The organism is Thermostichus sp. MS-CIW-15 (assembly GCF_054060575.1).
Genome location: NZ_JBSSDI010000029.1, coordinates 1 through 12,087, shown reverse-complemented (window position 1 = coordinate 12,087; position 12,087 = coordinate 1). Strand labels below are relative to the sequence as shown.

The window sequence follows — 12,087 nt, the reverse complement described above, 5'->3', positions numbered from 1 at the left end:
GATGGACTTAGTTTTGGTTTTATTGATTGGGGCAGCTGTTGGTTTCTCGGTAGGCATTTACGTTGCTCGCCAGTATGGGGCCAGTCCTAAACTGGAAATCTGGAAACGAGAGATTATCAGAGATATATCTTCGCAGCTAAGCCAACGCAGCCAAGAACTCAACAACCCGGACAAAGCACTCATCAAGTTGAGCGAAGGATTGGTAGACAAGATTTCTCAAAAGTTACAGGAAAAGTTACAGGCCGTCCAAGCTACCCTTGAAGAGTTTAAATTTCGCCTTGCTGACAGCCAGCAAAGCTTGCTACAGGACTGGGGCAGAGACTTTCTACAAGCTATATCTGTAAAGTTGGCCGAACATGGCCAGCAACTGAACAATCAGCTAGCCATTCTGGAAAATCTAGTGGAAGAGGCCAAAGATATTTATCGGCAACTACGGGTTACTATTCAAAGTTCTCATGGATCCGAGATATGCCCAACTGCAAATCAGGACTCCCAGAATGAGCAGGTTACTCAGGTCATTGGTAAAGCACCAGATCCTGAGACACCAGACGAAGTACTAAGAGACAAGGATGGGACAGCTATCGTTGATATATCAAAGATAGAGTCGTTCTTAAACTCAAAAAACATAAAGATAAAAAGCATAGCTGCGGAAGAAAAAGAGGAAAAGCTAGATCAAATAGCCGCCTTTATGGGCAGCCGATACTCTTTTATCAAGAGATTTTATGGAATGGTTAAATCAAACATGAAGAGCGGCAGTTCTTTCTACCTAAACCTTAGAGACGAACCTCCACAAGTAGTCAGTTCAACTTGCCAAGTTGCTAAGGAGTTACACGACATCGCATTTTTGGAAGAGTACAGATACTCTAAGGCGCCCAGATGCCTTTTGGTAGCGAGACCCAGTAGGTCGCGTCAGGCGCTGAATTTTCTGGCAGGGAACTGGCTGGAAAGATATGTTAGGGGCACGCTGATCCGCCTTGTTGAGGCTCACACCAAAAAGATCAGTTTCTCTTACGTCGCGAATGCCCAAGTTACTTTATCGGATGGAGCCGATTTTGAGATGGATCTTTTCTTCCATATCAATGATAAATTCTACTGGGTGGAATCGAAGACAGGTGGGTACCAAGATAAAATACAAAAATACTCCGGAATCGCTCATGAACTCGGTCTTCAGGGAAGCCAAGCTTTCATAGTTTTAACTGATGTTAGTCAAGATACAAGAAGTAGTCTATCTTCCCTCTATCACCTGTCAGTGATTGGCGTCGATGAGGTTGAGTCTACCTTTGATGGGATCCTGAAAAGCCATCTCTGAAAGTCTGAAAAAGTCCCCAAGAGCATCGGCTCAGGCCACAATCTTGACGGCTTGCTCCATACACCACCAGGGATCCTCGGCAAAAGCCGGCATGGGAGTGCTGCCTGCTTTGCCCAGAATGGCCAGCCTGACTTCTCTATCCAGACGGGATCCGGAGCCATAGGGATCGTCAGAGGGGGGCTCCAGCCTTTGTCCTAGAGGGGGCATTGCCATAATGCCCGGCTGCATGCCGGTACTGGTGACCCAGATTTTGAAGCGATCCACCGCCGTTTCTGTGTCTTCGGGCAGTTGCATCTGGAGCAGATAGCGAGGGCCAGAGCCAACTAATACGCTTTCGCTGGGGCGCAGGCGGGCAGGAGAGTCCGGCTGGTAGGGATAGACTAAACCGACGCTGCACTGCCGTTCGTCAAAGACTGTTACATAGACGTGCACCGGCGTAAGGGCCCTGTTGCGCAGGGCGATGGCGAGGTTGCGGCCTGCTTGAATTTGCACCTGGCCTTGGGGATCCCGCGGCAAAGGGCTAACTTCAGCAGGGCTAGAGCCACTGGCCGGCGTTTCCAGTTGCAGAAACTCTACTTCCAGAACACTGCTCAGAGCATCGCTGGCAGGTTGCAGGTTGAGGAGGTTGTCGAAGGCGGCCACATGTTCCAGCAGCCGCACCAGCTTGCGGGGCAGAGCCTGTGGCTTTTTTACCGGGATCCGAAAGGCTGCCAGCGCCACCTCTTCCTCCCGTCGGTAGAAGTGGTAGATGGCATCTGGCAGCATCTCTACCCGCAAGTCCGCTGCTTCTGGGTCGGTGTAGGCTAGAAGCGGCGAGGCCGGCAGAGCCGCCAGCAACTCGGCAACAGGCATTTGCGCTTGGCTGGGATCCGCACAGGTGAAGGCCACCCGCAACGGCTGAAACCGGACGGCAGACATGGGCGATCCTCAGAAAAAATCTCGTGATCCAGATCTACCGGATCCGCAGACCCAGCTCCAGCTTTGCCCTGTGCTGTAACGGCAAAGCATGGCAACGCATCCTGAACCAATCGGGCGTTCGCTTCAGCAGCGCGGAGCGCCTACGCTTGGGGAGAGATGCCTCACTGCCGGCATGGTGAATTAGGGACTAGCCACTGGCTAGCTAAGTGCGCTCGTAGAACCCAAAACTAGGAATCCCTACCCTTTAAGGCAGGGGGCAGGTCAACCAATTCTGAAGGGGTACCCATTACCTCGAGGGAAGTGCTTGCTTTCTGCCAAAGCAACCCGCTATGCTACCGCCCAGATTGAGGCATCCTTCTGTGGCAAGTCAGCAGCTTCGAGTCTATGTCCCCTCTCACCCGCTCATTAAGCACTGGTTAGCTGTGGCTCGCGACGTGGAAACCCCCACGCCCTTGTTTCGCAGTGCTCTATCGGAGCTGGGCCGCTGGCTGACCTACGAGGCGATGCGGGATTGGATCCCAACTCAGGCGGTGCAGGTGCAAACTCCTCTGGAACCTGCTGCAGCAGAAGTTATCGCCCCCAACACGCCGCTGGCCATCGTGCCTATTTTGCGGGCTGGGCTGGCCCTGCTGGAAGGCTGTCAGTCCCTCTTGCCCCAGGCACGGATTTTTCATGTGGGGCTGGTGCGGGACGAAAAGACGCTGCAGGTGAGTTGTTACCTCAATCGCCTGCCGGAGCGGATCCCGGAGCAGATGCGCATTCTCATCCCTGAGCCGATGTTGGCTACTGGCGGCACCTTGCTCTGGATCTTGGACGAGCTGAAAAAACGGGGAGCGGATCCCAGCTTAGTGAGAATTGTGAGCGTCTTGGCTGCTCCGCCGGGGCTGCAGCGGCTGGGATCCCATTACCCGATGGTGCAAATTTTCTGCGCCATGATCGACGAGCGGCTAAATGACCGGGGGTTTATCCTGCCCGGGCTGGGGGATGCTGGGGATCGCGCTTTCGGCACCTGATCCCTCAAAGGAATCGCGAGTCAAGAGGCTTGCTCTGCCGCTAGTATCGGCTGGGCACGGCAGCAGAGTGTAACATTTGGCATCAATTGCCCCAATGCCGCTCTGGGTGCTTCACTCCTCCAGAAGGTGGCCAAGAAGGGCACGTTGAATTAAACCTCTTCACTTCTGTCAAGGCTGTTGGATGATGGGAATGCTGGCCGCTTGAGCCCCAAGCCCGCCTCAGGGATCCGGCTTGCGCTCCTCGGGCTAGAGGCCGTTTGATCTGGCTAATTGACTGCTGCCAGCGCCTTTTCCTTTCCTGGGCTTATGCGACTTGTCCTCAGCAGTTTGGATGGCAGCCTCTTAGATCCCCAGTCCAACAGCTATGGCGCTGCCCGACAAGCTTTGGCGGCTTTGGAGCGCCGCTCCATTCCCTTAGTGCTCTACAGCCTGCGTACCCGCGCCCAACTGGAACATCTGTGTCGACAACTGCGCCTGGAGCATCCCTTCATCTGCGAGGACGGCTCCGCTATTTACGTTCCCGAACATTACTTTCCCGCAGGCATTTTGGACGAGCGCTGGCAACACCGCCCTCCCTACTACGTGTGTGCCCTGGGATTGCCCTACCCCTGCTTGCGCCACATTTTGCAACAGGTGCGCCAAGATTACCACTTGGATCTCATCGGGTTCGGGGATTGGACAGCCTCGGAGCTAGCTGCCGCCACTGGGATCCCTTTGGAGGAAGCAGAACGGGTGCAAAAGCGGGAATATAGCGAGATTTTCAGCTATTCCGGGGATCCAGCAAGGCTGCGAGAAGCCCTTGCCCAACAAGAGGCCACCCTCACCCAGCACTTGTTACGGCTGCACCAGCTCCACTTCTCCGACCCCTCGCGGTGGTATTTGACCGGCTGGAGGCGGACAACCTTAACCTCAGAGCCCAGTTCCCTACCGGGAGAACAGGCGGTGCGGCTGCTCCTGGATTGCTACCAGCGGCATTTGGGCCCTGTCAGGGCCTTGGGCATCGGCTGCTCCCCCCCAGATTTGGCTTTTTTGCGGTGGGTGGAGCGGAAAGTAGTGCTTCCCAGCCCAATTGCGGATAGCCTCTGGAAGGAGGCCGTTCGCCTCGGCGGGCCAGAGGTTCAGACCCAGTGGCAACTGGCCCGGCTCCCCGGTCCTGAGGGGTGGAACGAAGTGGTGTTGAGGTGGCTGGAGGAAACCGATCATGGGGATGAATAAGCAACAAACCGGTGGACGGACTGCTCCCTTGGGCCTGCGTGTGGTGGGATGCCTGCTGAGTTTGGCGCTAGGACTGCCTGCCTCTGCCCAGCCGCCTATGAATCTGCTCACCGGGGAGCCGACAGTGGCCCAACTCAAGGAAGATGCAGCCCGCTACCTGCAGATGGGCTTTCACACCCTAGCCATCAACGCCTACCGGGCCGCCCTTGAGCTGGAAGACAAAACCAAAGTTCTCCCCAGCGAGCGGGATCCCGACGTGCCTTTTAACCTTGGCCTGATCTACGCCCGCCAGGGCAACCTCCCAGAGGCGCGAGCTGCCTTCCAACGTGCCGTAGAAGTGGATCCCACTAGCTTTAAGGCACGCTACCAATTGGCTCTGGTGGATCTTAAGTTAGGGAACCTGGTAGCGGCCAAGGAGCAGCTTACCCTCTTGGCCCATGCTGCCCGCAGCAATCCCGAAACCTACAGCCACATCCAGTCCCTGCTGGCCCCCCTGGAGTCGGTGCCCTTGCCCAACCAGCAGGCCAGCAACCCGCCTCGCCCTCCAGCCGCTGAGCCAGAAGCAGCCAAGCCTGCGCTCGAGCCCGAAAGGGACAAGACAACCACTCCACGGGCAGCCGCCTCGAAAAAGCAGCCAGAAGAGGAGAAGCCTCTCTCGGCCTTGCAACGGCTACGTCGGCGGGAGTTGGACTAGTCCAAACCGGGCCCAGACAGCTACAGCTTAGGAAGGAGAGCTAACCCCCCCCCGAGAGCTACTGGGAGTGGAGCTTTCCCCAGCGCGCTTGACACTTAGGGCATAAAAAAAGGCTGGTATTAAACAGCACTTTTCAAGCTTGCAGGAGCAGCAGTAGAATCCTGCTAGCAAGGCAGCAGAGGCGGGATCCCTTCATGAAAGATTTCTATAGCGAGCTGGAGGTAAAACCCGACGCGACCTCTGAAGAAATCAAAGAGAGCTACAGGCGGCTTGCCAAAGAGTATCATCCCGATCGGCTTCCTCCCGGTACACCGGAAAAGGCCCGACGGTACATCGAAGAAAAATTTAAGTCCCTTCAAGAAGCCTATTCAGTGCTGAGTGATCCCGTAAAGCGGAAAGCCTACGATTCCCAGAGGCTTTTCCAAACGAAAGGAAACGAACGTGATCTAGGTCTAAAAGCCAAACCAAGCTACAGCACACAAGACGGCAGCACTTGGCCGTTTGACCCTGACAAGATACAGAAAGCTGCCGAGGAGATAGAGCTGCGGAGGCGAAGGATTGAAACCAACTATAACCAGAAAATAGAGCAAGTGAAGTCAGAGCTAAAGAGAAACCTTATTTTAATCGGCATTAAGGAAGAGGATGCCAGAGTTGACTATACCTTCCTTACTAGAGACGAAAACATACAGAGCTGCTTTGTCTTTTTGTTTTTGGGCTTGTTGGCTTTCTTAGGAGGCTGGGGATGGATTGGTGCTATACTCGTACTCATTGCTTTGGTATCCGCTTGGTCGGCATTTTTTGAATCTGGGTATAGTAAAGAGCAAGTGGAAAAAGCCAAAAGTCTCCAAGAAAGGGCAAAGTCAGAAATAGAACTGCGCGAGAAAGAAAAAAGCTCAGAGCTCTCTCAACTGACGCTTTACTGCAGGAGCAGGATCGACTACTTTAAGAGTCTCCCCCTTGAGTCTTTATCCCCTGAGTTTATAAGCGGGCTTAGCGGAGAGGATCAACTCTTCCTGTTGACAGCGATAAAGGAAAGAGCCGACGCTGAAAAGCTAAAGGAGGATCTGAAACTAGCAGCTGGGATCGCTGTCGGTATTGGCATATTAGCCGTCTTGTTTGGTTTGGGCGGCGGATTCTACCCCCATTGATTCTGCTTCCTAAGCCGGCAGGAGCAGTAAAACTTTGGGGTCTGGATCCTCAGACGAGTTTTTTGGCGGCAAAACCAGACTTTGCCACTCTTGGTAGCTGAGGCCAAGCCGAGTCATTTCAGTGATTTCGTATCTGTAGCCTTCCAGTCTCCTGTCCAATTCGATCATGGACTGGGCAGCCGCTATAACCTGATTTGCTCGACTGATGATAGCTTCTCTCCGAGGAGGATCCCAAACTATGCGATCCAAGACTGTCCACCAGCTTGGATCAATCAAACGTGGGGCAATGAGGGCAAGGATAGCATTCTTAGATCTTGTCGGCATACTATCAAAATAGGATTCAATGCTTTGTGCGCTGAAAATATCTGGTCGTATATATTTGTCAAACAGCTTATCCACATCCGATTCACCCTTTACATACTTGAGAATCTCCACGACGCTTGATAGGCTAACTCCTTCTTGGTAAGCCTTGTGAAGATATACTGAAGGTTTCGTGGTCAACAAAAGCTCGACATACTTTCTAATACCAGGTCTTAGAATCTCCTCTGCCTCCGCCAGGCGTTTCAGAGCTATCTCATGTTCCTCCATCTCTAGGTAGCATTCAATCTCTGTAACATAGACTAAAGATAGGATTAAGATGTACTCGCAAGCCAAAATGCCGTCGTTCTTGTTCCAATTGGAATCCCACGCAGCTAGATAATAGTGCTCAGCCTCAAGCAGAGGCTGAATGACCTCGGTTACCAATCGCTTCCTGTTGGTCGAAGAAGACATCTTCAAAGCTATTTCTGCAACGTCGATAGCAGACTTAGCTTTGGCAAGAAGCGATCTATCTATGGATTCTCGAAGACTTTCTACGGATGCTTGAAGACTTTGGATTCGAGAATCGATTTGATTGAGTTTAGAGGTAACGACTGCAAAGTCTACGGCAGACAAACCCAAGTTAGTTAGACCAATAGCAGCATTGAATTTGGTTAAGCCTAAGACAGTGTTTAGTTTACCTCTAGTGTGAATTAGTCTTAGGTTGATCTGCCTCAACTGAATGTTGGCAATAATCCCGTTGACTATGTCCACTGCCGGGATGCAATTGCTAATGCTATCTGCGAGTGTCAAGCCTCCAGTTTCTCTCAGCCAGGCCACCACCCGCTTAGAGGCCACTTCTCGCACCACGCCGCCTACGCCTCGTAGGTTCCATTCTGCAGGCCTTTCAGGATGGCTTCGGGGATCTCGAGGATGACTTGCTCGGCAACCATGAGTCAGGAGCTCCCTGCGTTTGCTGCCGTCAAACTAGCACAGAGAAAACCTTCTGAAAATACTTGTACTTGGAGAGTTCGCCAAGGTTTATTCTCAGTTACAGGGGCAAGAGCCTAGCATAGAGATCTAGCCCTCCTCGCTGTTGCGTTGCCGCCATGTCTGAGCCTGCCGGTCGTCTGGTTTGGAACCACTCCACCCACATTTCCGGGCTGATTCCTGTTCTGGAGCGCCTGACTCGACAACCTGGCATTAAAACCGTAACGCCAGGTGCTCTGTCTTGCAGTCGCGGGCGGATCCCGCAGTTGCAGTTGCGGGTTTCCGTGCCCATTCGAGGGGGCTACAAGTTGGTGGCCCGCAAGGGCAGCAGCGTGCAAGAGGTCTTCGTGGTTACCGACCTCAGCCAGTTGGAGCTGGAAGCAGCGATTCGCCGCTGCTTGGAGTAGATTGGGGTTTTCTTGGCAACGCAGTCCTGCTTTGGGCGCGCCATGTCCCGTGCTAGCCTCAAGCCCGCCCGCATTAGCGCTGTGGTGCCCGGATCCCTGGCGGCAAAGGTGGGCATTCGGCCAGGGGAGGCCCTGGTGAGCATCAACGGCGAGAAGCCCCGCGATCTCATTGACTATCGCTTCTTGTGTGCCGATGAATATCTCTGCCTGGAGATCCTGGACAGCCAAGGGATCCGGCGCATCGTCGAGCTGGAAAAAGACATCGATGAAGATCTGGGGCTGGAGTTTGAGACGGCTTTGTTCGATGGCCTCATCCAATGCACCAACGCCTGCCCCTTTTGCTTCATCGACCAACAGCCCCCTGAAATGCGGGCAACGCTGCACCTTAAAGACGACGACTACCGCCTCAGCTTTCTCTACGGCAGCTACCTCACCCTTACCAACTTGACCGCTGCCGAATGGGATCGCATCGCCCGCCTGCGCCTTTCCCCCCTCTATGTCTCGGTTCATGCCACGGAGCCGGAGCTGCGCAGCCGCCTGCTCAAAAACCCGCGCGCCGGTCTGATCCTGGAGCAGTTGGCCTGGTTTCGCCAACACCGCCTGCAAGTGCATGCCCAGGTGGTGGTCTGCCCGGGCTGGAACGATGGAGAGCACCTCACCCGCACGCTCTTGGATCTGGCCGCTTTTCGCCAACCTGTCGAAGGGATCCCAACCGTCCTCTCGGTGGCGGTGGTACCGGTGGGGCTGACCCGCTTCCGCCCCCCCAATGACGAGCTGATCCCGGTGGATGCCGCCAAGGCGGCGGAGGTGATTGCGCAGGTAGAAGCGCTGCAGGCGCAGTTTCGGCAAGAATTGGGGTCCACCTTTGCCTGGCTGGCCGACGAGTGGTACTTGCTGGCAAATCGAGAATTGCCGCCGGCAGAGCACTATGAAGATTACCCCCAACTGGGGAATGGAGTGGGATCCCTGCGCCTGTTCTTGAGCGAGTTTGAGCAGGTGCGGCTGCCGACTGGGATCCCTTCTCCTCTCAAAGTTCTCTGGGTGGTGGGCAACGCAGTGGAGCGAGCCTTCCAGCCGGTGGTGGAGCGGATGAACAGCATCCCCAGGTTGCAGTTGCATCTTCTGCCCATTGCCAGCCAATTCTGGGGACAAACCCTGACGGTAACCGGACTGTTGACGGGGCAAGACATTCTGGGCGCTTTGAAATCGGTTGAAAACTTGGCAAGTTACGACGGCCTGCTTTTGCCCCAGATCGCCCTCAAGGATGGGGAGCGCTTTTTGGACGATCTCACCTGGCAAGAGTTGCAGGCCCAAGTGGGGATCCCGGTGATGCGGGTGGATGGGGGCCCGGCGGGCTTGCTGCAGGCGGTGCAGCGGCTAGGATCAAGGGCGACCTCGAGCGGGACGCTGTGAGGCTATGCAGCGGCTACAGCGAGGGTTGGTTCTCTTGCTTTGGGCGGGGCTGGGGATCCTGGCCATCACAGCTTTGGCCTCTTTCTATGTCGATCTGGCCTGGTTTGCCGAGCTGAATGCCCTGCCGGTGCTCTGGACGCGGGTGCTGGCTCGCTGGGGGCTGGGCCTGGGCGCCTTTGCCTTTGCCCTGGCGGTGGTGGGATCCAACATCCGCGCCTGCTGGCGGGGGGCAAGCACAGCCGGGGCCTGGGCCATTGCCCTGGGGTTGAGCGGCGGCTTGGCCTGGTCTCTTTCTCAGCACTGGTTCGCGCTGCTGCTCTGGTTGCACCAAGTCCCTGTCGGCGAGTCCGATCCAATCTTCGGTCGCGACCTGGGCTTTTTTCTTTTCGGCCTGCCCTTCTGGGAGACGCTGCAGCAGTGGTGCTTCAACCTAGTGCTGCTCACTTTGATCACGGTGGCGCTTATTTACCTAGTGGAGCTGGGGCTATCGGAGCAGCGGCTGACGCTGGCTCTGTCTTTATTTGCCCAACGGCACCTGCTGATCTTGGGGGGAGCTCTGTTTTTGCTTCGTGCCTGGGGCCATTGGCTGGAGCGCTACGAGCTGCTCTATTCCACCCGCGGCGTCGTCTTTGGCGCCGGCTTTGCCGATGTGCACGCCACTTTGCCAGCTACCACGTTGATGAGCGGGGTGGCTTTCCTGACAGCAGTTGGCTTCTGGGCTTTGGCCCGCCAGGGGATCCGATTCAACCTTCCCTTGTTCAAGTCTTGGTGCCCTGCCTGGGCCAGTTCCCTGCTGGCGCCGGCCCTGCTCTGGGGGGCCTACCTGGGGTTTGGGCTGCTGACCACCCGGCTTTACCCGCAACTGCTGCAAACCCTTTTGGTCACGCCCAACGAGCTGGAGCTGGAGCGCCCCTACATCGAGCACAACATCCGTTTTACTCGCGCCGGCTTTGGCCTGGCCGAGGTGGAGGTCAAGCCCTTCCCAGAAGAGGGATCCCTGACCTGGGAGATCCTGCAGCAAAATCAATCCACCCTGCGCAACGTGCGTCTTTGGGATACAGAACCCCTCTTGGCCACCTATCGCCAACTGCAGGAGATCCGCCCTTACTACCAATTTCCCTATGTGGATGTGGATCGCTACCGCATCGGGGGAGAGCTGCGCCAAGTGATGCATGCAGCGCGCGAGCTGGACTTTGCCCAGGTACCACCGGCTGCCCAAACTTGGGTTAACCGGCGCTTTTTCTACACCCACGGCTATGGCCTCACCCTCAGCCCAGTCAACGTGGTTACTGCTGAGGGGCTGCCGGACTTTTTCCTATCGGATATCCCACCGCGGGTTTCCCCCCGCTATCCAGAGGTGGCGCAGGTGCTGCGGGTGGAGCAGCCGGCCCTCTACTACAGCGAGCTGACCACCACCGACGTGTTCGTGGGGGCCGAGGCGCGTGAGCTGGACTATCCCGCTGCCGATCGCTATGTCTACAGCAGCTACCGCGGCACGGGCGGCGTGCCCATCCCCCACCTCTGGCAACGGCTTCTCTACGCCTGGCACTTCCGGGATCTGCGCATCCTTCTCAGCCGCGAGCTCTCCCCCAGCACCCGCTTCCTCTATCGCCGCCAAATCCGGGAACGGGTGCGCCAGGTGATGCCCTTTTTGCTCTACGACCAGGATCCCTACCTGGTAATTCAAGGGGGCAGGCTCTACTGGTTTTTCGATGCCTACACCACCAGCAGCCGCTACCCCTACTCGGAGCATCTGCCCGGCTTCCCCTTCAACTACATCCGCAACTCTGTCAAGGCGGTGCTGGACGCCTACAACGGCAGCATCGACTGGTACATTGCCGACCCTCGGGATCCCCTCATCCAAGCCTACGCCCGCATCTACCCCACCCTGTTCAAGCCGCTAGAGGCCATGCCGGAGCCGCTGCGGCAGCACATCCGCTACCCCCAAGATCTCTTCCGGGTGCAGGTGCAGCAATTTGCCACTTACCACATGACGGATCCCCGTGTTTTCTACAACCGGGAAGACCAGTGGCAGATCCCCAACCAGTTCCGCAAGCGGCGGCGCCTGCCCATGCAGCCCCAGTACCTCATCCTCACCTTGCCAGAGGATCCCCAAAAGGGATCCCCAAACCAGCCCGAGTTTGTCTTGCTTTCTCCCTTCACCCCCCTCAACAAACAAAACATGGTGGCCTGGATGGCGGCCCGCTGCGATGGGGAAAACTACGGCAAGCTGCTGGTGTACGAGTTTTCCAAGCAGCGCCTCATCTACGGCCCAGAGCAAGTAGAGGCGCGGGTCAACCAGGATCCGGCCATTTCCGAGCAAATCGCCCTCTGGAACGAACACGGGTCGCGGGTGAACCTGGGCACCCTGCTGGTCATCCCCATCGAGACCTCGCTTCTCTACATCCAGCCCCTCTACCTGGAGGCAGAACAGGGCCGCCTGCCCCAGCTCACCCGGGTCATTGCTGCCTACGAAGACCGGGTGGTGATGGAGCCCACCCTCAGCCAGGCTCTGGAAGCCCTCTTCTCCCCCACCGGCAGCCGCCGCTCCAACCGCTGAGGCCGGGATCCCTTCTCAGATTTCTAAGGGTAGTTGACAGAACTTAACGGATGATTTAAGGTTAGGTTGTCAATCTTCGCGCTTCCTCAGGGAAGTTTGCCATCATGACCACTGTTATCCAAC

The 12,087-nt window shown here is 56.1% G+C and carries 10 protein-coding genes; 8 read left to right on the top strand and 2 right to left on the bottom strand.

Annotation, left to right across the window (positions count from 1 at the left end; translation table 11 throughout):
* Position 1: 1 nt before the first annotated feature.
* Entirely contained in the window at positions 2-1,309 is a 1,308-nt protein-coding gene (locus ACVW0R_RS10600; RefSeq protein WP_414508837.1) for a hypothetical protein, read from the top strand.
* A gap of 30 nt (positions 1,310-1,339) precedes the next feature.
* Here the strand turns inward: ACVW0R_RS10600 and ACVW0R_RS10595 are convergent, their stop codons facing one another.
* Positions 1,340-2,227: a hypothetical protein gene (locus ACVW0R_RS10595; protein ID WP_099887431.1), complete on the bottom strand. Its 888-nt coding sequence runs from the start codon at positions 2,225-2,227 to the stop codon at positions 1,340-1,342.
* Between the two features lie 329 nt (positions 2,228-2,556).
* Here ACVW0R_RS10595 and upp point away from each other — a divergent pair, with 329 nt between their 5' ends.
* From upp to ACVW0R_RS10575, 4 genes are all read left to right on the top strand, one after another.
* Positions 2,557-3,240 carry a uracil phosphoribosyltransferase gene (gene upp, locus ACVW0R_RS10590; protein WP_049749761.1) on the top strand — a complete coding sequence of 228 codons (684 nt, stop codon included), beginning with the start codon at positions 2,557-2,559 and terminating at the stop codon, positions 3,238-3,240.
* Between the two features lie 306 nt (positions 3,241-3,546).
* On the top strand, positions 3,547-4,455 hold the full coding sequence (locus tag ACVW0R_RS10585; RefSeq protein WP_099813378.1) for an HAD hydrolase family protein: 909 nt from the start codon (positions 3,547-3,549) through the stop codon (positions 4,453-4,455).
* On the top strand, positions 4,448-5,149 hold the full coding sequence (locus ACVW0R_RS10580) for a tetratricopeptide repeat protein (RefSeq protein ID WP_228375243.1): 702 nt from the start codon (positions 4,448-4,450) through the stop codon (positions 5,147-5,149). Before ACVW0R_RS10585 ends, ACVW0R_RS10580 begins: the two co-directional genes overlap by 8 nt.
* Positions 5,150-5,343: 194 nt before the next feature.
* Positions 5,344-6,297 (top strand): J domain-containing protein, encoded by a 954-nt coding sequence (locus ACVW0R_RS10575; protein WP_457502032.1) that lies wholly within the window; start codon positions 5,344-5,346, stop codon positions 6,295-6,297.
* A 9-nt stretch (positions 6,298-6,306) separates the two neighbouring features.
* Here ACVW0R_RS10575 and ACVW0R_RS10570 read toward each other — a convergent pair whose 3' ends face one another.
* Positions 6,307-7,452: a hypothetical protein gene (locus tag ACVW0R_RS10570; RefSeq protein ID WP_457502031.1), complete on the bottom strand. Its 1,146-nt coding sequence runs from the start codon at positions 7,450-7,452 to the stop codon at positions 6,307-6,309.
* Between the two features lie 251 nt (positions 7,453-7,703).
* Here ACVW0R_RS10570 and ACVW0R_RS10565 point away from each other — a divergent pair, with 251 nt between their 5' ends.
* The 3 genes from ACVW0R_RS10565 to ACVW0R_RS10555 are packed head-to-tail and all read left to right on the top strand — an operon-like array spanning position 7,704 to position 11,964.
* On the top strand, positions 7,704-7,991 hold the full coding sequence (locus tag ACVW0R_RS10565; RefSeq protein WP_011430637.1) for a DUF2103 domain-containing protein: 288 nt from the start codon (positions 7,704-7,706) through the stop codon (positions 7,989-7,991).
* Between the two features lie 42 nt (positions 7,992-8,033).
* Entirely contained in the window at positions 8,034-9,404 is a 1,371-nt protein-coding gene (locus ACVW0R_RS10560; protein ID WP_011430638.1) for a TIGR03279 family radical SAM protein, read from the top strand.
* Positions 9,405-9,408: 4 nt separating this feature from the next.
* Positions 9,409-11,964, top strand: coding sequence for a UPF0182 family membrane protein (locus ACVW0R_RS10555; RefSeq protein WP_011430639.1), 2,556 nt, complete (start codon positions 9,409-9,411; stop codon positions 11,962-11,964).
* The last annotated feature ends 123 nt before the right edge of the window (positions 11,965-12,087 follow it).